General features: G+C 71.5%; 22 protein-coding genes. 10 read left to right on the top strand and 12 right to left on the bottom strand.

Annotation, left to right across the window (positions count from 1 at the left end; all coding sequences use genetic code 11):
* Positions 1-116: 116 nt before the first annotated feature.
* Genes SACTE_RS12490 through SACTE_RS12480 form a run of 3 tightly spaced genes read left to right on the top strand, consistent with a single transcriptional unit; the run spans position 117 to position 2,989 of the window.
* The gene (locus SACTE_RS12490) at positions 117-1,256 is read left to right on the top strand and encodes a 5-(carboxyamino)imidazole ribonucleotide synthase (RefSeq protein WP_078492619.1); all 1,140 of its coding nucleotides are present in this window, start codon (positions 117-119) and stop codon (positions 1,254-1,256) included.
* Complete coding sequence (gene purE, locus SACTE_RS12485) at positions 1,253-1,789, top strand: 5-(carboxyamino)imidazole ribonucleotide mutase (RefSeq protein WP_014046393.1); 537 nt, start codon at positions 1,253-1,255, stop codon at positions 1,787-1,789. Before SACTE_RS12490 ends, purE begins: the two co-directional genes overlap by 4 nt.
* A 6-nt stretch (positions 1,790-1,795) precedes the next feature.
* Positions 1,796-2,989, top strand: coding sequence for a dipeptidase (locus SACTE_RS12480; protein ID WP_014046392.1), 1,194 nt, complete (start codon positions 1,796-1,798; stop codon positions 2,987-2,989).
* Between the two features lie 83 nt (positions 2,990-3,072).
* On the opposite strand, the gene SACTE_RS12475 is transcribed toward SACTE_RS12480, so the two are convergent.
* Complete coding sequence (locus SACTE_RS12475) at positions 3,073-4,416, bottom strand: UDP-glucose/GDP-mannose dehydrogenase family protein (protein ID WP_014046391.1); 1,344 nt, start codon at positions 4,414-4,416, stop codon at positions 3,073-3,075.
* A gap of 175 nt (positions 4,417-4,591) precedes the next feature.
* Here SACTE_RS12475 and SACTE_RS12470 point away from each other — a divergent pair, with 175 nt between their 5' ends.
* On the top strand, positions 4,592-5,749 hold the full coding sequence (locus SACTE_RS12470; protein ID WP_014046390.1) for an acyl-CoA dehydrogenase family protein: 1,158 nt from the start codon (positions 4,592-4,594) through the stop codon (positions 5,747-5,749).
* Between the two features lie 71 nt (positions 5,750-5,820).
* On the opposite strand, the gene SACTE_RS12465 is transcribed toward SACTE_RS12470, so the two are convergent.
* On the bottom strand, positions 5,821-6,183 hold the full coding sequence (locus tag SACTE_RS12465) for a hypothetical protein (protein WP_014046389.1): 363 nt from the start codon (positions 6,181-6,183) through the stop codon (positions 5,821-5,823).
* Positions 6,184-6,620: 437 nt separating this feature from the next.
* Between SACTE_RS12465 and SACTE_RS12460 the strand changes: the two genes are divergently transcribed.
* Entirely contained in the window at positions 6,621-7,172 is a 552-nt protein-coding gene (locus SACTE_RS12460) for a ferritin-like fold-containing protein (protein ID WP_014046388.1), read from the top strand.
* Positions 7,173-7,230: 58 nt separating this feature from the next.
* On the opposite strand, the gene SACTE_RS12455 is transcribed toward SACTE_RS12460, so the two are convergent.
* Positions 7,231-8,523, bottom strand: coding sequence for an LCP family protein (locus SACTE_RS12455; RefSeq protein ID WP_014046387.1), 1,293 nt, complete (start codon positions 8,521-8,523; stop codon positions 7,231-7,233).
* A 129-nt stretch (positions 8,524-8,652) separates the two neighbouring features.
* On the opposite strand from SACTE_RS12455, the gene SACTE_RS12450 reads away from it, so the two are divergent.
* Positions 8,653-9,201: an acyl-CoA thioesterase gene (locus SACTE_RS12450; protein ID WP_014046386.1), complete on the top strand. Its 549-nt coding sequence runs from the start codon at positions 8,653-8,655 to the stop codon at positions 9,199-9,201.
* Between the two features lie 58 nt (positions 9,202-9,259).
* Here the strand turns inward: SACTE_RS12450 and SACTE_RS12445 are convergent, their stop codons facing one another.
* Together SACTE_RS12445 and SACTE_RS12440 are read right to left on the bottom strand one after the other, a co-directional pair.
* Entirely contained in the window at positions 9,260-9,709 is a 450-nt protein-coding gene (locus SACTE_RS12445; RefSeq protein WP_014046385.1) for an anthrone oxygenase family protein, read from the bottom strand.
* Between the two features lie 283 nt (positions 9,710-9,992).
* Positions 9,993-11,360 carry an LCP family protein gene (locus tag SACTE_RS12440; RefSeq protein ID WP_019993523.1) on the bottom strand — a complete coding sequence of 456 codons (1,368 nt, stop codon included), beginning with the start codon at positions 11,358-11,360 and terminating at the stop codon, positions 9,993-9,995.
* A gap of 341 nt (positions 11,361-11,701) precedes the next feature.
* Between SACTE_RS12440 and SACTE_RS12435 the strand changes: the two genes are divergently transcribed.
* Positions 11,702-12,724, top strand: coding sequence for a glycosyltransferase family 2 protein (locus tag SACTE_RS12435; RefSeq protein WP_014046383.1), 1,023 nt, complete (start codon positions 11,702-11,704; stop codon positions 12,722-12,724).
* 69 nt (positions 12,725-12,793) lie between these two features.
* On the opposite strand, the gene SACTE_RS12430 is transcribed toward SACTE_RS12435, so the two are convergent.
* From SACTE_RS12430 to SACTE_RS12415, 4 genes are all read right to left on the bottom strand, one after another.
* Positions 12,794-14,488, bottom strand: a complete 1,695-nt coding sequence (locus SACTE_RS12430) for an LCP family protein (protein WP_014046382.1) — start codon at positions 14,486-14,488, stop codon at positions 12,794-12,796.
* Positions 14,489-14,536: 48 nt separating this feature from the next.
* On the bottom strand, positions 14,537-16,252 hold the full coding sequence (locus SACTE_RS12425; protein ID WP_014046381.1) for an LCP family protein: 1,716 nt from the start codon (positions 16,250-16,252) through the stop codon (positions 14,537-14,539).
* A 223-nt stretch (positions 16,253-16,475) separates the two neighbouring features.
* Positions 16,476-17,942: an LCP family protein gene (locus SACTE_RS12420; RefSeq protein WP_014046380.1), complete on the bottom strand. Its 1,467-nt coding sequence runs from the start codon at positions 17,940-17,942 to the stop codon at positions 16,476-16,478.
* A gap of 177 nt (positions 17,943-18,119) precedes the next feature.
* Positions 18,120-18,872: a TIGR03089 family protein gene (locus tag SACTE_RS12415; protein ID WP_014046379.1), complete on the bottom strand. Its 753-nt coding sequence runs from the start codon at positions 18,870-18,872 to the stop codon at positions 18,120-18,122.
* A 139-nt stretch (positions 18,873-19,011) separates the two neighbouring features.
* Here SACTE_RS12415 and SACTE_RS12410 point away from each other — a divergent pair, with 139 nt between their 5' ends.
* From SACTE_RS12410 to SACTE_RS12400, 3 genes are all read left to right on the top strand, one after another.
* The gene (locus SACTE_RS12410) at positions 19,012-20,469 is read left to right on the top strand and encodes a peptidoglycan recognition protein (protein WP_014046378.1); all 1,458 of its coding nucleotides are present in this window, start codon (positions 19,012-19,014) and stop codon (positions 20,467-20,469) included.
* Between the two features lie 79 nt (positions 20,470-20,548).
* Positions 20,549-21,640, top strand: a complete 1,092-nt coding sequence (locus SACTE_RS12405) for an NDP-sugar synthase (protein WP_014046377.1) — start codon at positions 20,549-20,551, stop codon at positions 21,638-21,640.
* 72 nt (positions 21,641-21,712) lie between these two features.
* Positions 21,713-22,708 (top strand): DNA-3-methyladenine glycosylase, encoded by a 996-nt coding sequence (locus SACTE_RS12400; protein ID WP_014046376.1) that lies wholly within the window; start codon positions 21,713-21,715, stop codon positions 22,706-22,708.
* Between the two features lie 15 nt (positions 22,709-22,723).
* On the opposite strand, the gene SACTE_RS12395 is transcribed toward SACTE_RS12400, so the two are convergent.
* The 3 genes from SACTE_RS12395 to SACTE_RS12385 all read right to left on the bottom strand — a co-directional run bounded on the left by SACTE_RS12395 (position 22,724) and on the right by SACTE_RS12385 (position 25,641).
* Complete coding sequence (locus tag SACTE_RS12395; RefSeq protein ID WP_014046375.1) at positions 22,724-24,043, bottom strand: coenzyme F420-0:L-glutamate ligase; 1,320 nt, start codon at positions 24,041-24,043, stop codon at positions 22,724-22,726.
* A complete protein-coding gene (gene cofD / locus SACTE_RS12390) occupies positions 24,040-24,996 on the bottom strand; it encodes a 2-phospho-L-lactate transferase (RefSeq protein ID WP_014046374.1) in 957 nt (318 codons plus the stop codon). Before cofD ends, SACTE_RS12395 begins: the two co-directional genes overlap by 4 nt.
* Positions 24,997-25,101: 105 nt before the next feature.
* Positions 25,102-25,641, bottom strand: a complete 540-nt coding sequence (locus SACTE_RS12385; protein ID WP_014046373.1) for a cysteine dioxygenase family protein — start codon at positions 25,639-25,641, stop codon at positions 25,102-25,104.
* Positions 25,642-25,769 lie beyond the last annotated feature (128 nt).

The following is a 25,769-nucleotide window of genomic DNA, read 5'->3' as shown; positions in this document are numbered from 1 at the left end:
CCCGGCCATGCTAACCAGCCCGCGCGTGTGATGCCCGTGAGCTGTGACGTGCGGGGGAAACGGGGGCCGGGGCGGCCTCGTCGGGGGAGGCGCCGCGGGCCCGATACCCTGGAACGGTGACGTTTCCGGTAGTCGGCATGGTCGGCGGGGGTCAGCTCGCCCGTATGACCCACGAGGCGGGTATCCCCCTCGGCCTCAGGTTCAAGCTCCTCAGTGACACCCCGCAGGATTCGGCGGCCCAGGTGGTGAGCGAAGTCGTCGTGGGCGACTACCGCGACCTGGACACGCTGCGGGACTTCGCGCGCGGCTGCGATGTGATCACCTTCGATCACGAGCACGTGCCCACCGAGCATCTGCGGGCCCTGGAGGCGGACGGCATCCCCGTCCGCCCCGGCCCCGACGCCCTGGTGCACGCCCAGGACAAGGGGGTGATGCGGGCCAGGCTCACCGAGATCGGCGCGCCCTGCCCCCGCCATCGCATCGTCGCCGACCCGGCCGACGCCGCCGCCTTCGCCGACGAGGTGGGGGGCTTCCCCGTCATCCTCAAGACGGTCCGCGGCGGTTACGACGGCAAGGGCGTCTGGGTGGTCCGCTCCGAGGCGGACGCGGCCGAGCCCTTCCGGGCCGGTGTGCCCGTGCTCGCCGAGGAGAAGGTCGACTTCGCCCGGGAGCTGGCGGCGAACATCGTCCGCTCCCCGCACGGCCAGGCCGTCGCCTACCCGGTCGTCGAGTCGATCCAGGTCGACGGCGTCTGCGACACCGTCATCGCCCCGGCACCCGGCCTGGACGAGCACCTGGCCGGCGAGGCCCAGCAGCTCGCCCTGCGGATAGCCGCCGAGCTGGGTGTGGTGGGGCACCTCGCGGTCGAGCTCTTCGAGACCCGCGACGGCCGCATCCTCGTCAACGAACTGGCCATGCGCCCGCACAACTCCGGGCACTGGACCCAGGACGGCGCGATCACCTCGCAGTTCGCCAACCACGTACGGGCGGTCCTCGACCTCCCGCTCGGCGACCCGCGCCCGCGCGCCGCCTGGACGGTCATGTGCAACGTCCTGGGCGGCGACTACCCGGACATGTACCAGGGCTACCTGCACTGCATGGCCCGCGACCCGCAGCTCAAGATCCACATGTACGGAAAGGACGTGAAGCCCGGCCGCAAGGTCGGCCACGTCAACACCTACGGCGACGATCTGGCGGACGTGCGGGAGCGCGCCCGGCACGCGGCCGACTACCTGCGAGGAACGATCACCGAATGACCGCACCCGGCTCGGCCCCTGTCATCGGCATCGTCATGGGCTCGGACTCCGACTGGCCCGTGATGGAAGCGGCCGCCAAGGCCCTGGACGAGTTCGAGATCCCCTACGAGGTCGACGTCGTCTCGGCCCACCGCATGCCGCGCGAGATGATCGCGTACGGCGAGGCGGCGGCCGGCCGGGGTCTCAAGGCGATCATCGCGGGGGCGGGGGGCGCGGCCCACCTTCCCGGCATGCTCGCCTCGGTCACCCCGCTGCCCGTCATCGGGGTCCCGGTGCCGCTGAAGTACCTGGACGGCATGGACAGCCTGCTCTCCATCGTCCAGATGCCGGCCGGAGTGCCCGTCGCCACCGTCTCGGTCGGCGGCGCGCGCAACGCGGGCCTGCTCGCCGCCCGCATCCTCGCCGCCCAGGACGCCGCCCTGCTGGAGCGGATGAACGACTTCCTGCGGGAGCTGAACGACCAGGCGACGGAGAAGGGCAAGCGGCTGCGCGCCAAGACGCAGGGCGCGGACTCCTTCGGTTTCGGGAAGTAGGGCCCCATGGACAACCTGGACCGCGCCCGGCTGCTCCTCGCCGACCACCCCGTGGTCGACGGCCACAACGACCTCCCCTGGGCCCTGCGCGAACAGGTCGGATACGACCTGGACGCCCGTGACATCGCCGTCGACCAGACCGGCGCCCTGCAGACCGACATCCCGCGGCTGCGGGCCGGCGGCGTCGGCGCGCAGTTCTGGTCCGTGTACGTCGCGACCAGCCTGACCGGCGACGACGCGGTCAGCGCCACGCTGGAACAGATCGACGTGGTCGGCGAGCTCCTCGCCCGCCACCCGGCCGACCTGCGGCGCGCCCTGACCGCCGACGACATGGAGCGGGCCCGCGCCGAGGGCCGGATCGCCTCCCTGATGGGGGCCGAGGGCGGCCACTCGATCAACAACTCCCTGGGCACCCTGCGCTCGCTGTACGCCCTCGGCGTCCGCTACATGACGCTGACGCACAACGACAACACCGACTGGGCGGACTCCGCGACCGACGCCCCGGGGGTCGGCGGCCTCTCCCAGTTCGGCCGCGAGGTCGTGCGCGAGATGAACCGCATCGGCATGCTGGTCGACCTCTCCCACGTGGCGGCCACCACCATGCGCGACGCGCTCGCCACCTCGGTCGCCCCGGTGATCTTCTCGCACTCCTCGGCCCGTGCCGTCTGCGACCACCCGCGCAACGTCCCGGACGACGTGCTGCGGATGCTGGCGGCCAACGGCGGCGTCGCCATGGCGACCTTCGTGCCGAAGTTCGTGCTCCCGGAGGCGGTCGAGTGGACCCTGGCCGCCGACCGCAACATGCGCGAACACGGCCTGCACCACCTGGACACCACCCCGACCGCGATGCGCGTCCACGCGGACTTCGAGGCGGCCCACCCGCGCCCGCTCGCCACCGTCGCGACGATCGCCGACCACCTCGGCCACATGCGCGAGATCGCCGGCATCGACCACATCGGCATCGGCGGCGACTACGACGGCACCGCGTTCCTGCCCTCGGGCCTGGAGGACGTCTCGGGCTACCCGAACCTCATCGCCGAACTGCTCTCCCGCGGCTGGTCGGACGCCGACCTGGCCAAGCTCACCTGGCAGAACGCGGTACGGGTGCTGCGCGACGCGGAAGCGGTCTCCCGCGAGCTGAGCGCCTCGCGCGGCCCGTCCCACGCCACGATCGAGGCACTGGACGGTCCGGCTCGCTGACGCGGCCGGAGAACGGGGAGGGGCGGGCGCCGTCAGGCGCCCGCCCCTCCCCGTTCTCCCGCCGCATTCCGCGCCGGGGTCCCTCAGGCCTTGGGGCGGCCCATCGCCCGGTACGTCCAGCCCGCGGCACGCCACACCGCCGGGTCCAGCGCGTTGCGGCCGTCCAGGACGATCCGCCGCCCGGCGACCTCGCCCAGCGCCTCGACGTCCAGCTCCCGGAACTCGCGCCACTCCGTCAGGTGCAGCACCACGTCGGCGCCGCGCACCGCGTCCAGTGCCGTGTCCGCGTAGCCGAGCGTCGGGAACAGCCGCCGGGCGTTGTCCATGCCCTTGGGGTCGAAGACGGTGACCTGGCCGCCCTGGAGGTGGATCTGCCCGGCCACGTTCAGCGCGGGCGAGTCGCGTACGTCGTCCGAGTCCGGCTTGAACGAGGCACCCAGCACCGCCACCCGCTTCCCCAGGAACGAGCCGCCGCCCACCGCCTCGCGCGCCAGCTCGACCATGTGCCCGCGGCGGCGCATGTTGATCGAGTCGACCTCGCGCAGGAAGGTCAGCGCCTGGTCGGCCCCGAGCTCCCCGGCCCGCGCCATGAAGGCCCGGATGTCCTTCGGCAGGCACCCGCCGCCGAACCCGACGCCGGCCCGCAGGAACTTTTTCCCGATCCGCTCGTCGTGGCCGAGCGCCTCCGCCAGCTTCACCACGTCACCGTCGGCGGCCTCGCAGACCTCCGCCATGGCGTTGATGAACGAGATCTTGGTGGCCAGGAAGGAGTTGGCCGAGGTCTTCACCAGCTCCGCCGTCGGGAAGTCCGTCACCACGAAGGGCGAGCCCTCGCCGACCGGTCCCGCGTACACCTCGCGCAGCAGCTTCTCGGCCCGCTCGCTCCGTACGCCCACCACGATCCGGTCGGGGTGCAGGGTGTCGTCCACCGCGAAGCCCTCGCGCAGGAACTCCGGGTTCCAGGCCAGCTCCACATCGGCGCCCGCCGGGGCCAGTGCGGCCAGCCGCTCGGCCAGCCGGGCGGCGGATCCCACCGGCACGGTGGACTTGCCGACCACCAGCGCGGGCCGCGTCAGCTGCGGGGCCAGCGATTCGAAGGCGCTGTCCACGTAGCTCATGTCGCAGGCGTACTCGCCGTGCTTCTGCGGGGTGTTCACACAGACGAAGTGGACGTCGCCGAAGGCCCCGGCCTCCTCCCAGGAGGTCGTGAACCGCAGCCGCCCGGTGGAGCCCTCGATGCCCGCGACGTGCTTGCGCAGGATCTCCTCCAGCCCTGGTTCGTACATCGGCACCTTGCCCGCCGAGAGCATCTCGATCTTCTCGGGCACCACGTCCAGCCCCAGGACCTCGAATCCCAGCTCCGCCATGGCCGCGGCATGGGTGGCGCCGAGGTAGCCGGTGCCGATCACAGTGATCCTGAGGGCCATGAGGTGCTCCTGAACGGTGCGGACAGACGTGCGGGGCCGAGCATATCCGGGGCCCGTACCACGTCCGTCCGCAGCTGTCGGCAAGCTCACGCGCCCTGCCTGTATGCCACCGGGAGACCCGGCCACTAAAATTGGGTTACTTAACAGTAGTTAGCATCGTTGGGGAGTGAACGTCTTGGCGGGTTCGACCGATTTCGACCTGTACCGTCCGGCCGAGGAGCACGACATGCTCCGCGAGACGATCCGTTCGCTCGCCGAGGCGAAGATCGCCCCGTTCGCCGCCGCGGTCGACGAGGAGGCGCGCTTCCCGCAGGAGGCGCTGGACGCGCTGGTGGCCTCGGACCTGCACGCGGTCCACGTCCCGGAGGAGTACGGCGGCGCGGGCGCCGACGCGCTCGCCACCGTCATCGTGATCGAGGAGGTGGCCCGCGCCTGCGCGTCGTCCTCCCTCATCCCGGCCGTGAACAAGCTGGGCTCGCTGCCGGTGATCCTCTCCGGCTCCGAGGCGCTCAAGAGGAAGTACCTGGGTCCGCTCGCCAAGGGCGACGCGATGTTCTCGTACGCCCTCTCCGAGCCGGACGCCGGCTCCGACGCGGCCGGCATGAAGACCAAGGCCGTGCGCGACGGCGACTTCTGGGTACTCGACGGAGTGAAGCGCTGGATCACCAACGCGGGCGTCTCCGAGTACTACACGGTCATGGCCGTCACCGACCCGACCAAGCGCTCGAAGGGCATCTCGGCGTTCGTCGTCGAGAAGTCGGACGAGGGCGTCTCCTTCGGCGCCCCGGAGCGCAAGCTCGGCATCAAGGGCTCCCCGACGCGCGAGGTCTACCTCGACAACGTCCGCATCCCCGCCGACCGCATGATCGGCGAGGAGGGCACCGGCTTCGCCACGGCGATGAAGACGCTGGACCACACCCGCATCACGATCGCGGCCCAGGCCCTCGGCATCGCCCAGGGCGCCCTCGACTACGCCAAGGGGTACGTCAAGGAGCGCAAGCAGTTCGGCAAGCCGATCGCCGACTTCCAGGGCATCCAGTTCATGCTCGCCGACATGGCGATGAAGATCGAGGCCGCCCGCCAGCTCACCTACGCGGCCGCCGCCAAGTCCGAGCGCGGCGACGCCGACCTCACCTTCCAGGGCGCCGCGGCCAAGTGCTTCGCCTCCGACGTCGCGATGGAGGTCACCACGGACGCCGTCCAGCTGCTCGGCGGCTACGGCTACACGCGGGACTACCCGGTCGAGCGCATGATGCGCGACGCCAAGATCACCCAGATCTACGAGGGCACCAACCAGGTCCAGCGCATCGTCATGGCGCGCAACCTGCCGTAAGGCGTCCCCACCGCAGTCACGCGCGGCCCCCGGCATCCGCCGGGGGCCGCGCGCTTCCGGTCCGGGCCGGGTCAGCAGTGCTTGACGGCCCCGCTGTTGGTCAGGTTGCCGTCGTAGATCCAGCCGTTGATCTGGGTGCCGTCGATGCGCGCGTGGGTCCAGGTGTTCCCCGCGGAGTTGGTCACGTAGCAGTGGTAGTACAGGAGCGCGCCGTAGACCGTGGCCGTGGTGGGGCAGTCGGCGCTGGGGCCGGTGCGCAGCGGCGCGGAGCTGCCGGCCACGTATCCGGACCCGGAGTCCTTGTTGGACCACGCCGGGTGCGTACACGCGGCGGTGCCGGAGGTCGCGGCGCTTGCGACAGGGGCGGCCACCAGGGTCGCGGAGGCGACCAGGAAGGGGAGGGCCAGCGAGGTCCAGAGCTTGCTTCTCTTCACGTGTTTCCCGTTCGTCGAGCGCCCGCCTGGCCGGCTGGGCGCGCTGCTGGGTACCCGTTGACGCTATGACCGGCCACCGGCCCCACGGCAGGGCTCTGTCGGACAGTCGATTTCCGGGCGTCGAACGCGACGTGAATCCGCGCAACCTTATGACAGGAACATGCAATGCGCTGCGCGTATCGACGGAGTGCGGCCCGGATCTCTGTCCTGAACGGAGCGTGATCCGGCCACCCTGCGACGGCTTCCGTGGGAGGAGGCATGGATTCCGGCGGCCGGAATACGGCGCCCAGGGGACGGCCGACACGCGCGGCACTCGCCCTCGGGCGGCCGGAGCCGGCGCCGGTGCCGCGTGGGCGAGCCTGACGTACGCCCCGCACACCTCCCCTTACGATGCCGATGCCGACAAAGGGAACCAGTGCTGACAAAGGGGAAGAAACATGCCGAACCAGTTCGCCATCGACGTCACCAAGATCCGCGAAGAGGCCCGGCGGAACATCACCCAGGGCCCGGTCACCCCCGCCAACACCGCCGACCTGGAACGCCTCATCGACGTGCTCAACCAGGTCGTCGCCACCGAGATGGTCTGCTACCTGCGCTACACGCAGAACGCGATCGTGGCGCAGGGCATCCACCGGGAGCAGGTTGCGGACATGTTCCGTGAGCACGCCGGTGAGGAGCTCGACCACTTCCAGCGCGTGTCCGACCGGATCAACCAGCTGGGCGGCAGTCCGGACATGGACCCCGCCACCCTCGTCGCCCGCTCCCACACGGAGTACGAGACGCCGGCGGAGACCGACCTCCAGGGCATGATCCGGGAGAACTTCGTCGCCGAGCGGATCGTCATCGAGACGTACACCGAGATCGTGCGCTGGATCGGCGAGAGCGACCCCACGACGCGGCGCCTCATCGAGGACATCCTCAAGGAGGAGGAGGACCACGCCGACGAGCTGAACGACCTGTACCAGCCGTCGGGGTCCGAGAGCGCCTGACGGCCGCCCGGGCAGCGGTGCCCGGGAGCGAGGAGTGCCTCGCCCGGGAACCGGACCGTCAGCTGCCCTTGACCGTGACCTTGTCGTCGTTCTTCAACTGCTCCACGAGCTGCTTGACCTTGTCCTTGTCCCAGACGAGGTTGCCGTTCACGCTCTGGCCCGTGAGCGGGATGTTCATCGACGTGCCGTCGCCGCCGGTGACGCCCTTCATCGCGAAGAACATGTTGCCCAGCGACCAGAGCGACATGTCCTTGTCGACGATCAGCGTGTCCAGGCCCGCGCCCATCGTCGGGTAGAGCTTGAACGGGTTGAGGACCGTGGACGGTGTCGCCGTCTGGGAGGCCAGGGCGGCGAGGAACTTCTGCTGGTTCTTCGTACGGTCCAGGTCGCTGCCCGCGAAGGCGTACCGGGTGCGGACGAAGGCGAGGGACTGCTCGCCGTTCAGCGTCTGCTTACCGGCCTGGAAGTCGGCGCCTGACTTCTTGTCCTTGAAGGCCTTCGGGATGTCCAGCTCCACGCCGCCGATCGCGTCCACGATGTTGGCGAAGCCGCCGAAGCCGATCTCGACGTAGTGGTCGATGCGCAGTCCGGTGTTGAACTCGACCGTGCGGACCAGCAGTTCCGGGCCGTCCTCCGCGTAGGCGGCGTTCAGCTTCACGGTCCGGCCCGTGCCCTCGTACTTCTTGCCGGACTCCGAGCCGACGAAGGAGGGGATCTCGACGTTCGAGTCGCGGGGCAGGGAGACCAGCGTCGGGCCGTTGGAGCCGTCGTGCAGGATCATCATCGAGTCGGTCCGCTTGCCCTCGGCGGAGCCGGTGTGCAGCTTCTTCTTGTCCTCGTCCGTCATGCCCTCACGGCTGTCGGAACCGACGATCAGGTAGTTCGTGCCGTCGCCCTCGGAGGGGCGGTCGATGACCTTGGAGAGGTCGACCTCGCGCTTGAGCTTGCCGTCGGCCCAGAAGTAGGTCCCGACGGAGACGGCCAGCACCACCACGACCAGGGACAGCGCGCCGACCTTGAGGCGCCGGCCCCAGTTCGGTGCGGGGCGCGGCCGGACGTATCCGCTGTCGCCGCCGCGAGGGCCGCCGCCGTGTCCGCCGCCGCCGGGGCCGCGGCCCGCGCCGCCGCCGTAGACCTGGCCCGTGTTGTAGCCGCTGTCGTAACCGGGGGCGTCCGCGTGGCCCGGGACACCGCCCGGCTGCGGCGGGATCCGGGGCGGGGACTGGGGCTGCGGCGCGGGGCGCCGACGGACGTGAGGCATGGCGCGGGCGCCCTCGGGCCGCGGGCTCGCACTGCCCTGCCCATAGCGCTCGCCGGGTCCGCCGTTCCGCCCCTCGGGCCAATCGCTCATGGGGAACAGTGTGCCGTCTCGACCTGTGGCTCTTACAGGGCGTACCGGAATCTGGACCAGGGCTGTTGCGAAGCTGATGCATTGCAACCGGGGGCAAGCCACCGCATGCCCCCGCATAAGGTGGAGGGCATGACAGAACAGGCCCAGACCCCGGAGGGTGAGATTCCGGCCAAGCCGACCTCGGCCTCCCGGACCACCCTCAGCCACATCATGACCGGCAGCGACACCAACCTCCTGGGCACGGTGCACGGTGGCGTGATCATGAAGCTGGTCGACGACGCGGCGGGCGCGGTCGCCGGCCGGCACTCCGGCGGCCCGGCGGTCACGGCCTCGATGGACGAGATGGTCTTCCTGGAGCCGGTCCGCGTCGGTGACCTCGTCCACGTCCGCGCCCAGGTGAACTGGACCGGCCGCTCCTCGATGGAGGTCGGCGTCCGCGTCATGGCCGAGCGGTGGAACGAGTCGACGCCCGCCCAGCAGGTGGGCAGCGCCTACCTGGTCTTCGCGGCCGTCGACGAGGCCGGTCGGCCCCGCCAGGTACCGCAGGTGGTCCCGGAGACGGAGCGCGACAAGCGGCGTTACCAGGAGGCGCAGATCAGGCGCACCCACCGCCTCGCCCGGCGGCGCGCGATCAAGGAGCTGCGGGAGCAGCGGGCCGCCGACGGCATCGACGACTGAGGCCCGTCACGAAGAGGGGGTGCCGGCCGCGGCCGGCACCCCCTCTTCGTGTGCCCGGTCAGCGGGCGAGAGCGGTGGCGAGCAGGGCGAAGGCGGCCACGATGACCCCCACCCGGACGTAGTGGTAGCGGTCCCACCGCCCCATCTGCTGCTTCCAGTCGGCCGGAGCGCCTTCGCGCGTCCAGGTCGCGACCCGTGAGTTGATCGGCACGAGCAGCACGACCGACATCACCACGCTCAGTACGAGCAGAGCCGCGCCCGCGACGATGAGCCAGACCCCCGGGTCGCCCCACGCCAGCGTGGCCCACACCGCGCCCAGGACCATCGAGCCGATGTACCAGAACGGCATCACGCGGCCGAGGAGGCGTGCCCCGTCGCTGCGGGCGCCGATGCCGCCGTTGTCCGGGAGCCGGTCCAGGATCGGGTTGACGAAGACCGCCACCGCGAACTCCACGCCCACCATCACTCCGACCACGACGACCGTCACGACGGCCAGTGCGTCCTGCATGTCCCCTCCCAGGGTGGCGCCCAGCGGCTTCTAGCGTCGCTAGGTTCTAAGTCGATGCTAGATGGATAGCCGCTCGATTGTCTAGCGTTGCTAGAATCCGGTGCCGGTACGATCGCGGAACCGGACGACGGCCGCGGAGAGGCCCAGGCCGTCGCCGGCCGCATCGGCGGTACCGGCTGAGCCACAGGAGTGCGCGGACCTCGTCCCTCCTCGGCTCAGGGGCCGGCGCACAGCGGTGGGGCGGGCCCGGCGACCGGGCCCGCCCCAGGGATACGGCGGAGTCCTACGACGGGCAGGCCACCTGGTCTCCGGTGACCGCCCCGAACTCGCCCCCCTCCGGCCGCTCGCCCTTCACCGCCCGTACCTTGGTGAAGTTCGCGCCCGCCGTCACGTTCAGCGTCCCGCCCTGCCCCTTCACGGCCTTCAGTTCGCTGCCGGGCAACGCGGTGGCCAGCGCCTTCGCCGACCGGTCCCACCGTGGATCGAAGGTGATCAGCGTCTGCTTCAGGTCGCCGGGGCCGCCGCCGCGGGGGGCCCGGGTGGTGTCGAAGCCGGTGGCGCGCAGGGCCTTGTCCACCTCCTGGCCGAGCCCGTCCTTCGTCGTCCCGTTGTAGACCTGGACCTTGATCTGCTCGGGCGCCACGTCGACCGGGGCAGCCTTGGGCCGGGCGGGCAGTGCCGGGGCGAGCGGCTTGTCCTCGCGCAGCGCCTGGAAGAGCTTCCTGGACTTCGCCTCGTCCCACTTCACCGTGGACCCGAGGCCCTTGACCTGGTAGCTGTCGTCCGCCAGCGGCACGGAGGTGAACTCGGACGACGCCGGTGTGAACCCGCGCATCGCCTTGCCGAGCTCCAGCATCTGCTCCGTACCGAACCCCTTGTCGGCCCGGATCGCGTCGAGCGTCGTCGACGCGACCTTCTGGAACTTCGCCGGGTCGGTCAGCACGCCGCCGCTGGTCGCCTGACCGACCAGCGCGGCCACGAACTTCTGCTGGCGCTCCATCCGGCCCAGGTCGGCGGCCCCGTCGATGTGGCGCGAGCGCACGTACTGCAGGGCCTGCCCACCGTCCAGCTTGTGGGTGCCCGCGGCCATGTCGAGGCCCGTGTAGGAGTCCTTCAGCGGCTCGGCGGTGCAGATCTCCACCCCGCCCACGGCGTCGACCGTCTTCATGAAGCTGGTGAAGTCGGCCTCCAGGTAGTGGTCGATCTTGACGCCGGTCATCTGCTCCACGGTCCGCACGGTCAGGTGCGGGCCGCCCTCGGCGTACGCGGCGTTGAGCTTGACCGGGTGGGCCGAGTGCTCCTCGCCGGTGGTCCGGTCGGTGTGCGAGGGGATCTCGGCGTAGCTGTCGCGCGGCAGACTGACCACGCTGGCCCGCTGCCGGTCGGCCGAGAGGTGGACGAGCATGAGGGTGTCGGTGCAGTGGCAGGGGGCTCCGCCCAGCTTGTACGTCGTCTTCTCGGCCGCGGTGATCTTGTCGCGGCTGTCGGTGCCGACGAGCAGCAGGTTGAGGCCGTGGCCGCCGGGGGGCCGGTTCTTCATGTCCTTGAACGGGTCGACCCGGTCGATCCCGCCCTCCAGGCCGGTCACCACCGCGTGTCCGATCCCGCTCGCGCCGAGCACCAGCACGGAGAGTCCGGTGGCCACGCGCATGCCCCACCGGGGCGGTGTCTTCCGGCCGCGGGACCGCTTCCGGGCCCGGTCTTCGGAGCGGGCCCGGACCGCGGGCTGCCGGGCCGGCCGGCGCTGCGGGGGAGCGGTGCGGGGGTGCGGCGGACGGGGCGGTCGGGGCGGTGTGGGCACGAGGGACACCTCCGCTGTGTTAGTAGGACATTCGCACGGTAGGCCCATACGATCTGCGCACCAGGGGGGAGACCCCGGCGGCGCGCGCCCCTGTCCCCCGTTCGCGGTAACGTGGCGGCCGAATCACGCCGCTTCCCGGGTGCGAGCCACCCCCGGGACGCCCGGCTCCCCCGAGGACCCCCGAGGACCACATGTCTGCCGCGCAGTACCCCGCCGTCTCCGTGATCATGCCGGTGCTCAACGAGGAACGTCATCTCAGGAACTCGGTCCGGCACATCCTGGAGCAGGAGTACGCCGGCGAGATGGAGGTGGTCATCGCCCTCGGCCCCTCCGTCGACCGCACCGACGAGATAGCCGCTGAGCTGGTACGGGAGGACTCCCGGGTGCACACGGTCGCCAATCCGACCGGCCGCACCCCGGCCGCGCTCAACGCCGCGATCAAGGCCTCGCGCCACCCGATCGTGGTACGGGTCGACGGCCACGGCATGCTCTCGCCGAACTACATCGCGACCGCCGTCCGGCTCCTGGAGGAGACCGGCGCGCAGAACGTCGGCGGCATCATGCACGCCGAGGGCGAGAACGCCTGGGAGGACGCCGTCGCCGCCGCGATGACGTCGAAGATCGGCGTCGGCAACGCGGCGTTCCACACCGGTGGGCAGGCGGGCCCGGCCGAGACGGTGTATCTGGGGGTCTTCCGCCGTGAGGCGCTGGAGCGGGCCGACGGCTACAACGTGGAGTTCATCCGCGCCCAGGACTGGGAGCTGAACTTCCGGATCCGCGAGGCGGGCGGCCTGATCTGGTTCTCGCCGGAGCTGAAGGTGCAGTACCGCCCCCGCCCCAGCGTCCGCGCGCTCGCCAAGCAGTACAAGGACTACGGCCGCTGGCGTCACGTCGTGGCCCGCTATCACTCCGGCTCGATCAACCTGCGTTACCTGGCCCCGCCGACGGCCGTCTGCGCGATCGCGGCGGGCATCGTCGTCGGCGCCGCCGTCACGCCGTGGGCGTTCGTCGTGCCGGCCGGATACGTGGCGGCGATCGTCGCCGGGTCGCTGCCGGCGGGCAAGGGGCTGTCGCTGAAGGCGCGGGCGCAGATCCCGGTCGCGCTGGCCACCATGCACATGTCGTGGGGGTACGGCTTCCTGACCAGCCCCCGTTCGCTGGCGAATAGGGTCATCGCGAGCCGCCGCCCGTCGGCGCGGGAGCAGACGGTCTGAGTCTGACGGAGGCGCGCGTACACGGGGAAGGGCCCCGCAGCCGCGGCTGCGGGGCCCTTCCCACGGGTCTCACCAGGTGAACCCCGGATTGACCTTCATGCACGCTTCCTCGTCGGCGCCGTTGAGGGCGTCCGCCGACTCCGGCGTCTTCTCCTCCTCGCCCGCCTTGGCGGGGTAGCTCCCGTCCTCGCGCCAGTCGGCCCCGACCGCCAGGACGATGCCCGAGACGGCGGTCGACCTCTTGACCTGCGACACCGGGATCCCCAGGGCCTTGGCGACCGCCTGCGCGTCGCCCTCCAGGTCCGCGCTGGGATAGAGGAGCCCGGTCCGTGCGGCCGGTTCGACGTTCTGCGAGTCGATCGAGGCCTTCGCGAAGCCCGCCTCCGTGAGCAGGTCCTTGACCGTGCCGGCCCGGCCCCGGGCCGGGCCGAGGGAGTCCGTGCCGGTCCCGTTGCGCACACTGACCGCGATCTCCCCGACGGGCGCGGCGGCGTCCTTGACGACCGGCGTCTTGCGCTTGGAGGCCTTGCCGTCCAGCGGGATGTCCTCACGGATCATCCGGAACAGCTGCTCGGCCTCGCCCGGCTTGGGGAAGACCCGCCCGCTGAGATTGCCCGTCCCGTAGACGTTCGGCATGGTCGTCATGGTCATGCGCTCGGTCGGGGCCTTCTTCAGCTCCTCCGCCAGGTCGTACAGCTTCTTGACCGTGCCGAGGCCCTTGTCGACCGTCAGCGCGTTGGTGGCGGCCTCCGCCAGGTCCATCAGCTTCCCGGGATCGGTGAGCTTGGTGCCCTTGCGCAGCTCGCGCACCATCGAGTTGAGGTACTGGTGCTGGGCCTTGGCCCGGCCCAGGTCCGTGTTGTCCTCGAAGCCGTACCGGGTGCGCAGCCACTGCAGGGCCTGCTCGCCCTTGACGGAGGTGGTGCCTTCCTTCAGCTTCAGCCCGGAGCCCTTGCCGTCGCTGGTGTGGGAGTAGACGTTGGCGTCGACACAGACGGGGACGCCCCCGACCGCGTCGGCCATGGAGACCACGCCCGCGAAGTCGATCATCATGAAGTGGTCGATGGTGATGCCGGTGAGCTCGTACCAGGCGGCCACCGTGCAGCCGGGTCCGCCGCGGCCGAGGCTCTCGTTCGTCTGGACGGGGACCGTGCTGGCCGGGTACACGTCGTCGGTCTCGGGGTCGGTGCACTTCGGCATCGTGAGCATGGTGTCGCGCGGCATGCTCACGACCGAGATGTTGCTGCGGTCGGCGGAGAGGTGGAGCAGCATCTGCACATCCGCCAGCGGCGGCGCCCCGAAGGTCTCCTTGGCGCCGCCGAGCTTCTGGTTCTCCTTGGAGTCCCGGGCGTCGGAGCCGATGATCAGGATGTTCAGCGGGGTCTGCCCGGCGGCGTTGGCCTTGTGGTCGGCCATCTTCTTGTCGCCGAGCGTCAGGTCCTCTTTCTTGATGTTGCCGTTGAGGTGCCTGTAGTAGAGGTAACCGGCGCCGCCGGTGCCGAGTATGAGCAGGGCGGTGACGGTGGCCACCCAGCGCAGGACGCGTCGCTTGCCCCCTTTGCCGGACCGGCGGGTGCGGCGGTTGGGCCCGCCCGGGCGGTGCCCGCCCTCCGGCGGGGCCGGCCCCCGCTCACGCCGGCCGTGGCCGCGGGTGGTGGACCCGTCGTTCCGCGGGCCGTGGCCGGCCTCCGGCGCGGCCTCGCCGCGACCACCGTGCCGGACACGGGGACGTGCCCCCTCCCCGCGCGTACTGCTCCGTCCCACCGGACCCCCCTGCTGCTCGGACCTACGCTGTGGCGCGGCGACCGGTGGTCACTTCGCGCATACCGCCTTGTCGGCGCTTGCCTTCTGGATGTCTTCCGGCGCCTTCACCTCGCCGGTGACGGGCACGCCCGCGCCCTTGAAGTCGGCTCCCAGGGTCAGCACCATCGCCTGGAGTCCCTCGGCGTCCGTCGTGCCCTGCTTCAGCGCCGTGGCGGGCAGGCCCATCATGGCGGCGAGCGCACGGGCCTGGTCGGCCTGGTTCGGCGCGTAGGCCAGGGTCGTCTTCGCGATCTTCGACGGGGCGTTGGCCTTGTTGGTGGACTTGAGCACGCCCTTCTCGTTCTGCAGCCAGGTGACCGTCGCCTGCGCCGCACCGGCGGTGTCGCCACCGTTGAGGACGTCGACCCGTACGTCGGCGGGGTCGGCCTTGGTGCCCTTGAGCACCGCCTGCTGCTTGTCCTCGGCCGCCTTCTCCTGCTTCTTCACCTCGGTCAGGGAGGTGTCGGAACGCAGCGTCGCGAAGAGCTGATCGGCCTTGGTCGGGTGCTCGACGACGGTGACGGGCGTCGGCTCGTCCGGGTTGTCGATCACCGGCATGGTCACGAAGGTGATGTTCTTCGTGTCGATCTTGCCGAGCTCCTGGGCGAGCGAGGTCAGCTTCTTGATCGACCCGATGCCGGAGTCGACGGTGAGCGCCTTGGTCGCCGCGTCCGCGAGGCCGAAGAGCTTGGTGGGGTCGGTGAGCGTGTCGTCGGACTTCATCTGCCGGATCATCGAGCCGATGAACTGCTGCTGGACCTTGATCCGGTCCAGGTCGCTCTCGTTGCCGAAGCTGTGCCGGGTGCGGACGAAGGCCAGTGCGTCCTCGCCCTCGATCGTCGACTCGCCCGCCGGCAGGTCCAGATGCGAGTCACGGTCCTTCACCGCCTTGTCCAGGCAGACCTTGACGCCGCCGACGGCACTGGAGAGGGTCTTGACGGCGTTGAAGTCGACCATCATGAAGTGGTCGACCGAGAGGCCGGTGATCTCCTTGACCGTACGCATCGTGCAGCCCGGGTCCCGCCCCTCCTGACCGAGGCTCACGTTGAACCGCACGTTCTGCGTGCCCGGTATGACCTTCTCGGAGCCGTCCGACTGCTTGGTGGTGCAGTCGGGTATGTCCGTGATCAGGTCCCGGGGGATGCTCATCGCCGTCGCGTTGGTGCGGTCCGCGGAGACGTGGAAGAGGATGTTGGTGTCGGCGTGACCGGCGCTGCCCTTGTCGCCGTACCCCTCGTTGCCCGCACCGGTGCGCTTGTCCGTGCCGATGACCAGGATGTTGAGCGGACCGTCGGAGGTGACGCTCCTGCTGCCCGCGTCACCGACGTCGACGGTCGAGAGGTTGCCGTTGAACTTCTGGTACAGGGCGTAGGCCCCGGCCGATCCGGCGACGACCACGAAGGCCATGACCCCGCCGGTCCACAGCAGGACCTTCTTCCGCCGTGACGTCGCGGGCTTGCGCTTGCGGCGGCCGGCCGCCGGTGGCTCGGGGGACGCGTCGCGCGCCGAACGGCGGCTCCGCTGGGCGGGCACCTCGGGGGCACGGGTCCTGGATTCCCCGTCGCCACGGGAACGCGAATGGGGAGGATTCGGCGCGGGAGAATCGTCGGACGACTCTCTTCCGGAGTGGTTCAGTCGCAATTCGTAATCGCCGGTGTGCGGGTTGAGTACCCACTGGTCGGCGGGGTCTATTTCCTCCGCCCGCCCACGGCTATGCGCGTCCACGGTTGCCTGAATCCTCCGTCGGTGCCACGCGAGGCGCCTCCCCCTGCAGGGCGCTCGGTCCTTCGCTCCAGCAGTGCGCGGCAGGGTCGCCGTATGCACCGGATCGCGTCACACTATCCGGCTCATTCGGCCCGAAGCGACGCGCGTGAGATATTCCACGCCCTTTACATTCGGGCATTTCACCTATTCCACTCGGTATGTCGCCCATGGTTTGGTAATCGCTTTACGCGTCGCAGGGGTCGTCGGCCGCGCTCGACCCCGAATAGGTGGGAGCAGGCGTCGGACTCAGTTCGCTGTCGCCGGGCTTTCGGTCGTCATTGCTGTCGGTTTCCTGTGAATCGTCGCCGTTGATCTGGTCGGCGGGGAGCACGGTGACGGTCTCGTCCTCGCGCAGCTTCTCGAAGAGCTGGTCCGCGTCCGGCTGGACGAGTTCGTCGCGGTTCGCGTCCGCCCGATAGGCCTGACGGGGCACGGTCAAGAACTGCACCCGCTCGGTGGGTACGTTCCGCATCCCGCGCACCAGGTCGTACAGGTCCCTCAGCGAGTCCAGCCCCGGGTCCGTGGTCAGCGACTTCGTCGCCGCGTCCAGCACCGGGTACAGCCGCGTCGGGTTGAGCAGGACGCCGTTGCTCTGCATCTTGTTGACGAGCGCGCCCAGGAACTTCTGCTGGCGGTCCATGCGCTCCGTGTCGCTGCCGTTCCCGATGGACTTGCGGGCCCGCACGTACCCCAGGGCCTTCTCGCCGTCGAGCTTCTGGCGCCCCGCGGGCAGCGTGAGGTGGGCGTCCTTGTCGTCGACCGGTTCCTTCAGGCAGACCTCGACCCCGTCCACGGCGTCGACCATGTCCTTGAAGCCGTTGAAGTCGATCACCATGTGGTGGTCGATCCGCACCCCCGTCATCTTCTCGACGGTCCGGATGGTGCAGGCGGTCCCGCCGAGCTCGAACGCCCAGTTGAACTGGGCGAACTGCGCCTTGGTGGTCTTGCCGTCGGCCGTGTGGCAGCTGGGGATCCTGGACATCAGGTCGCGCGGCAGCGACACCGCGGTCGCACTCCTACGGTCTGCCGCGAGGTGCAGCAGGATCGTGGTGTCCGAGCGCTGGCTTCCGCCGTCGTCGCGGCCGTACTCGCTGTTCTCGCCGGACCGGGTGTCGGAGCCGATGAGCAGGATGTTCTGCGCGTCCCCCTGGGCGACCGGCGTCGGACGCTCCTTCTCGTACGCCTTGAGCTCGGCGGCGGCGCTCGTGTCGGTCGTGATGTTGCCGTCGAGCTTCCGGTACAGCCACCAGCCGGCCCCGGCGGCGACGAGGACGACGAACGAGGCGCCGAGCGCGGTCCAGCGGAGCCAGTGGCGCTTGCCGTGCCCGCCCTCGGGCCGGGCCGCCCAGTTCCCGAAACGGCCCCGGCCCCCGCCGCCGCCCTTCGCCGGAGCCCCGCCACCTGTGCCGTCCGGCCCGTCGCCGGGCGCGTCCGCCTCGGCGGACTCGTCCCGCGAGGCGTCGGATCCCGGCTCCTTCGGCTGTTCCGGCCCGTCGTCACGTGAACCGCCGTCCCGCCCGGTCCCGGGCGCGTCCGGTCCGGTGGCCGCGGAGTCGTCCTGCGATCCGTTCCTTGGCCCGCCCCCGGCAGGGTCGTGCGGACCGTCGGGGTCGGCCGGGGGGCCGGCGCTGTCGCTCACGTCTGCGTCCATCCTTCACGTTCGGCGGCGTGATGGGCCGCCGGTCGCAGGAGTAGACGGCTGAACCTCACGCTTGGTTGTGCGCCAGGGGCGGAGTGGTCTGTACCGCCCGATCATGTACCGCCGCCGGGGCCCAGTCCCGGGGGCTCGGCCCTTCCTGGGCCGGACGGGTGGCCCGGAGAGCGCTTGTCATACCGCCGTACCGGTGACCCGCTCGCTCTCGACCCGCGCGGCCAGGGCGTTCTCGTCCAGCCGGTCGAGGTTGCGGCAGAGCACCACCGACGCGCCGACGGCCAGCGGGGCGAAGAGGCCGGCGGACAGCCCCTCCCAGGTGTTGTACGTACGCCCCGTCAGAAGCCGGGACCCCGCCACCAGTCCGAGCTCCGCCGCGTCCTCGCGGGCCCGCGCGACCAGCTGGGCCGCAGTCCACCCGACGCCGTCCACCGAGAGCGCCGGCGCGTCCGGGTCCACCGGTGCGAACGGGGCGAAGCGGTCACCCTGGGCCGGCACCTCCACCGCGTAGTCCGAGAAACCCTCCGGCGGCTGCGGGAAACGGCCGCCGAGCGGACGCAGCGCCAGGGCCACCCGCTCACCGCGGCAGGCGCGTGCCCGCTCCAGCGTGTCCGGCCCGCTGACGACCAGGTCGGCCGCGGCGGGGTCGCCCTGCACATCGACGACGACGCCGACCGAGGAGCAGGCGAGCAGCCAGACGGCGGACTGCCAGTGGGCGGGGAGCAGCAGCGCCAGCCGGTCACCCGGTTCCGCCGCCAGGTCGCCCTGCAGCAGATTGGCGGTCTTGGCCACCCAATTGGCGAAGGTGGCCACCGACAGTTCGACGCGTTCTCCGGTTGCGTCGTCGTAGAAAGTGACGAGAGGGCGGGCCGGGTCCGCGGCGAGCGCGGATCGCAGCAGGTCGGCGGGGGTACGGTCACTGGCGTTCATCCGCGCAAGGGTACGCCGGGGCCCGGGCGGCCCCGGGCCGCGACGGGTCGCCCTTCCACCGGTCGGCAGACGGGCCGTCAGGTCAAGGCGCCCACACTCCAGTCGCAGGCGATGCCGGTATCTGCCAAGGATCTCTTGTATGCGTGCACTTCTTGCGACCTCCATCGGCGTCACCTGCGCGGCGGCCCTCACCCTCCCGCTCGCCGTGCCCGGATCCGCCGCACCCACCCCCGCACCCGCGACGGCCGCCCGTGCGCCCGCCGCCCCCGCCGAACCGCAGGGCTCGACCCAGTCCCTGCGACTGCGGCCGCTCGCCGACGCCGAGCCCCGGGCCTCCGGCGACCCCACCGGACCCACGTCGTCGCAGTCCTCCCCCACCGAGGGACAGGGGCTGCTCCAGCGCGACTCCCACCGCTTCTCGCTCGTCGGCGTGGTCTGGGACGACGCCGACGCCGAACTCCACGGCACCGTCCAGGTCCGCACCCGCGCCACCGGCACCGGCCGGTGGTCCGGCTGGCAGGACCTGGAGACGCACAACACCGACCACGCCGCCGACTCCGGCAGTGACGAGCGCGAGTCGGGCGCGGTCCGCGGCTCCACCGCCCCGCTCTGGGTGGGTGATTCGGACGGCGTCGACGTGCGCGTGCGGGCCGAGGACGCCTCGGCGCGGAGCCGGTCGGGGACGGACGCGGCACCGCTCCCCGCCGGGCTGCGGGTCGAACTCGTCGACCCGGGCGACGACCCGCAGGAGCAGCCCGAGAGTGTCACCCCCGACGGCGTCACCCCCGCCACGGCCACCTCCGCCACCGTCACCCCCTTGTCCACCTCACCGCAGCCGGGCGCGCTCCCGGCGAGCGCCGCACTCGGCCTGGCCGCCGCGGAGAGCTCCGCCGTCAACGCCGACCTCGCCCCGCTCGGCGCCACGAGGATCCCCGCCCTGAGCAAGGCGGAGTCGGAGGAGCAGGCGGTCGTCGCCGCGAGCGCCAAGCCGTACGTCGGGCCGCGTCCCGGCATCGTCACCCGCAAGGGGTGGGGTGCGGACGAGAGTCTGCGCGAGCGGACCTTCGCGTACACCTCGACCGTGAAGGCCGCGTTCGTCCACCACAGCGCCACCGGCAACAACTACACCTGCGCCCAGGCGCCCTCGGTCCTGCGCGGCATCTACCGCTACCACGTCAAGAGCAGCGGCTGGCGGGACTTCGGCTACAACTTCGCGATCGACAAGTGCGGCACCATCTACGAGGGACGGGCCGGCGGCGTGACCAAGGCCGTCCTCGGCGCCCACACCCTGGGGTTCAACACCAACACCATGGGCATCGCCGTCCTCGGCTCGTTCGGCTCGACGAACCCGCCCGCCGCCGCGGTGGACGCGATCGCCAAGCTCACCGCCTGGAAGCTCGGCCTGTTCGGACGCAACCCGAAGGGCAAGGTGACCCTCGTCTCGGGCGGCAGCGGCAAGTACGCGAAGGGAGTCAGCGTCAAACTGAACGTCATCTCCGGTCACCGGGACGGTTTCGCAACCGAATGCCCTGGAATCCGTCTCTACAACAAGCTCGGCGCGGCCCGGACCACTTCGGCGAAGCTGCAGGGCCGCTGACCGGAAGGCCCCCGACCGGTCTGCATACACTGGCCAGCCGATACGAGGCCCGGCCCCAGCAGGAAGCAGAGACGGTGCTGTGACAGAGGCAAGAGAAGCGATCCTCCTGGTCGGGGGCAAGGGCACCCGGCTGCGTCCGCTCACGGTGCACACCCCGAAGCCGATGGTTCCGGCGGCGGGCGTCCCGTTCCTCACGCACCAGCTGGCGCGTGCGCGGGCCGCCGGGGTGGAGCACGTCGTGCTCGCGACGTCCTATCTGGCGGAGGTGTTCGAACCGTACTTCGGTGACGGTTCGTCGCTCGGTCTCTCCCTCGAGTACGTCACCGAGCGCGAACCGCTCGGTACCGGCGGGGCCATCCGCAACGTGGCGTCGCGACTGGCCTCCGGCCCGGACGAACCCGTCCTCGTGTTCAACGGGGACATCCTCACCGGCCTCGACATCCGGGCCCTGGCCGCGTCGCACGCCACCTCCGGCGCGGACGTCTCCCTGCACCTCACCCGGGTCGAGGACCCGCGCGCCTTCGGTCTCGTGCCGACCGACGGCTCGGGCCGGGTGACGGCCTTCCTGGAGAAGCCGCAGACGCCCCAGGAGATAGTCACGGACCAGATCAACGCGGGGGCCTACATCTTCCGCCGGTCGGTCATCGACACCATCCCGGCCGGCCGGCCGGTCTCCGTGGAACGCGAGACCTTCCCCGGCCTCCTCGCCGACGGCGCCCACCTCCAGGGCATGGTCGACTCCACCTACTGGCTGGACCTCGGCACCCCGCAGGCGTTCGTCCGCGGATCGGCCGACCTGGTCCTGGGCCGTGCCCCGTCCCCCGCGGTCCCGGGGCGCTGCGGCGACCGGCTGGTGCTGCCCTCGGCGTCCGTGGCGGCCGACGCCAAGCTCACCGCGGGCACCGTCGTCGGCGAGCGGGCGCGGATCGGCGAGGGGGCACGGATCTCGGGCTCCACCGTGCTCCAGGACGCGGTCGTCGAACCGGGCGCCGTGATCACCGACTCGCTGGTCGGGGCCGGGGCGAGGATCGGCAGCCGTACGGTCCTCACCGGTGCCGTGATCGGCGACGGTGCCCAGGTCGGTGCCGACAACGAACTGCGCGACGGCATCCGCGTCTGGTGCGGGGCCGTCCTGCCGGACGCCTCGGTGCGCTTCTCGTCCGACCAGTAGGCGGGGCGGGCCGGTGCGGTCCTCGTCGGCCGTACCCTCGTAAGGCACCCCGACGACCGAGGACCTTCACCCGTGGCAGGACGCTTCGTACCCCGCACCACCGCCGTGCCCCGGCAGCAGCCTGCCCCGGAGGTGTCCGCCGCGCCGCAGGCCCGGGTCTGGACGCCGCCGGGGCCGCTCGACCTGCGCCTGGTCCTCGGCCCTCTGCGGCGCGGCCCGGCGGACCCCACCTACCGGGCGCTGCCCGACGGGACGTTCTGGCGGGCCACCCGCACCCCGGCCGGGCCGGGCACCCTGCGGATCTCGGCGGTCCCGGGCGGGCGGATCGCCGGAGCGGCCTGGGGGCCGGGCGCGCAGTGGCTGCTGGACGGGCTGCCCGCGCTGCTGGGCGCCGACGACGAACCGGACCTCTTCCGCCCGCGCCACCGTCTCCTCGCCATGACCCGGCACCTGCGGCCGGGACTGCGCCTGCTGCGCACCGGGCTGGTCATGGAGTCCCTGATCCCGTCGATCCTGGAACAGAAGGTCACCACCGACGAGGCGTACCGCGCCTGGCGGTTGCTCGTGCGCACCTACGGCACCCCGGCCCCGGGCCCCGCGGACCCGCTGTTCGGCAGCTACGGGCTGCACGTCATGCCGGACGCCAGGACCTGGTCGCTGATCCCGTCCTGGGAGTGGCACCGCGCGGGTGTGGACGCCAAGCGCTCGGCCACGGTCCTGCGCGCGGTGCGGGTGGCCCGGCGCATGGAGGAGGCCGCGGCCATGGAGCTTCCCGAGGCGATGGCACGGCTCCAGGTGATTCCGGGCATCGGACCGTGGACCGCGGCGGAGACCCTGCAACGCTCCAACGGGGCGCCGGACGCCGTCACGGTCGGCGACTTCCATCTGCCGGGCATCGTCGGCCACGCGCTGGCCGGCAACCGGAACGCCGACGACGAGGAGATGCTGGAGCTGCTGGCCCCGTACGAGGGCCAGCGCCACCGGGCGACCCGGCTGATCATGCTCTCCGGCCGCACCCCGCCGCGCCGGGCCCCGCGGTTCAGCCCGCGCGACATCGCCTCGCTGTAGCCGGCACCCCGGGGGTCACCGCACGGTGAGGAACGCCTCCGGGTCGCGCGGTGCCCGCTCCCTCGGCGCCCCGGCGGCGTGGCCCACGGCCACCGCGCCCAGCGGGTCCCAGTCGTCCGGCAGGTCCAGGACCTCGCGCACCACGTCGCGGCAGAACATCGTCGAGGACACCCACGCGGATCCCAGCCGCTCACCCGCGAGCGCCACCAGGAAGTTCTGCACACCCGCGCCGGCCGCGACCACGAACATCTCGCGCTCCGCCGTGTCCCGGCGCTCGTCCCCGTAGTGGTGGGAGCCCTCCGTCACCAGGCACGGCACCACCAGGTACGGCGCGTTGCGCAGGACGTCGCCGCGCCGGACCCGCTTGGCGACCGACTCCTCGCTCTTGCCGTCGCGGCGCAGGTCCGCGATCCACGCGTCCCGCATCGCGTCCAGCAGTCGGGTGCGGGAGGTCTCGGACTCCAGCAGAACGAAGCGCCACGGCGTGGTGTGGTGCGGGGCCGGAGCCGTCACCGCGGCCGCCACCGCACGCCGTACCGCACCGGGGTCCACCGGCTCGTCGGTGAACTCCCGCACGGTGCGCCGCAGGCTCAGCGCCTCCCGTACGGCCTCGGAGGTGCCCAGCCGGAACATGTCGTCGGCGGCGACGCGCACCATCGCCCGTGCTCCGTCGGTCTCCTCGCCGGGGGCCACCACATGGGCCAGCCCCCGCACCACCGCGACGGGCAGGCTGGACGCCTTGCCCTTGACCAGATCGCCGGCCGAGGCCAGCTCGTCGGCCGTGGCCACCACGGTGGCACTCAGCGGATTGCCGTGTTCGTCCGTACCGCCGCGCAGGTCGTCCAGGACCCGGACCCCCGCGGCGCCGATCGCGACGTCGGTCAGCCCGTTGCGCCAGGGACGCCCGAAGGTGTCCGTGACGACGACGCCGACCTCCACGCCGAGCGCGTCCCGCAGGCCGTCACGGATCGCCCGGGCCGAGGCGTCGGGGTCCTCGGGCAGCAGGAGTACCGTGCCCGCGGGGGTGTTGGAGGCGTCGACACCCGCGGCGGCCATGACCAGGCCCTGCCGGTTCTCGACGATCCGCAGCGTGCCGCGCCGGGCGACCACCCGGACCGTCTCGGCGTCGATCGCCGCCTCACGGTCGGTGGCCTCGACGATCCGGCCCTCCGCCTTGGAGACGATCTTCGAGGTGACGAGCAGGACGTCGCCGTCCACGAGCCCGGGTTCGGTGGCGGCGATCAGCTTTGCCAGGTCGTCCCCGGCGCGCACCTCGCCGATGCCGGGCAGGGCCCAGACGCGATAGGCGGGGGCCTCGGTCCGCGGCCCGCTCATGCCCGTACCTCCTCGGCCAGGGCGAGGGCCGCACGCGCCATCTCGGCGGTGGCGTCCACGTCCGTCATCATGAGCGGCACCGCGCGGCAGCGGATCCCGGCGGCCTCCACCTCGTCCACGGCCCCGGCGTCCACGGTGTCCACGAGCCAGCCGTCGAGCAGCCCGGAGCCGTAGTGGCGTGCGACCGCCGACGCCGTCGACTCGACGCCCACCGCGGCCAGCACCTTGTCGGCCATGCCGCGCACCGGGGCGTCCCCGACGATGGGGGAGAGGCCGACGACCGGGACCCCGGCCTCGGCGATCGCCTCCCGGATCCCCGGTACGGCGAGGATGGTGCCCACCGAGACGACGGGGTTGGACGGCGGGAAGACGATGACGTCGGCCTCGGCGATGGCCTCCAGCACCCCGGGCGCGGGCTTGGCCTGCTCCGCCCCGACCGGGACGATCGCCTGCGCGGCCACGGACGCCCGCAGCTTCACCCAGTACTCCTGGAAGTGCACGGCCTTGCTCTCGCCGTCGGTCTCCACCGCGACGTGGGTCTCGACGCGGTCGTCGGACATCGGGATCAGCCGGACCCCCGGCTTCCACCGGGCGCAGAGCGCTTCGGTGACGGCGCTCAGCGGGTAGCCCGCGGCGAGCATCTGGGTACGGACGATGTGGGTGGCGAAGTCACGGTCGCCGAGCCCGAACCACTCCGGGCCCACGCCGTAGGCGGCGAGCTCCTCCTTCACCCGGAAGCTCTCGTCCTCACGCCCCCAGCCCTGCTCCTCGTCGATGCCACCGCCGAGGGTGTACATCACGGTGTCGAGGTCGGGACAGACCTTCAGCCCGAACAGATGGATGTCGTCACCGGTGTTGCCGATCACCGTGATGTCCGCGTCCGGGGCGGCCTGCTTGAGGCCACGCAGAAAACGAGCACCACCGATACCGCCGGCCAGAACCACAATGCGCATACAGACAGTCTGTCAGGCGAAGCCTGATCGTTGTGGGGGTGGTGGCGGGCGACGGGTGGGTCTGTCAGGCGAAGCCTGATCGTTGTGGGGGTGGTGGCGGGCGCCTCAGGCGGTGACCGGGTTCTGGGTGGCCGGGGAGCACTGGGCGGTGTGCATCGGCATGTCGGTGAGGCCCGGGTAGTAGATGTGCAGGCTGACGGCGCCTTCGAGGGAGTCGTTGACGACCTCGTGGACGTATCCGGGGGCGAAGACGCGCTGGGCTCCGGGGCGCAGGGTGTGTGTCCCGCGTTCCGTGTGCTCGGTCAACTCGCCTTCCAGCACGGTGAGTACGCCCGACGACAGACCGTGGTCGTGGCGGCCGCTGCCCTGCCCGGGGACCCAGCTGAGCAGCCAGAGCTCGTAGCCGAGGGGGAGCTCCCCCGCCTCGCCGGGACCGATGCCGCGGGGGACGGTCCGGAGCCGGTGGTACCAGCGGGTGGTGGTGTCGTAGCGGACGAGGGGGGCCCAGTGGGCGCGGTCGGCCGCGACGGCGCGGGCCAGACCGGCGAACTCGGCCACGGTGGAGGGGTGCGGGCGGGCCGGCTGGAGGAGGTGCTGGACCTCCAGGATGTCGCCGGCGATCGAGAGGTCGCTGTCGCTGTTCATGGATACGGGGGTTCCTCGGCAGGGGGATACGCGTGAGGGGAGTCGCGGAGAGCCGGACCGCGGTGGAGCAGGGCGGAAAAGACCCGGGAAGGGCCCGGACGGAGATGAGCGGAGAGCTGGATCAGAGC

Origin of the sequence: Streptomyces sp. SirexAA-E (genome assembly GCF_000177195.2) — a bacterium.
In the GTDB taxonomy this organism is placed as follows: Bacteria; Actinomycetota; Actinomycetes; order Streptomycetales; family Streptomycetaceae; genus Streptomyces; species Streptomyces flavovirens.
This window is presented reverse-complemented; position numbering and strand designations above follow the sequence as displayed.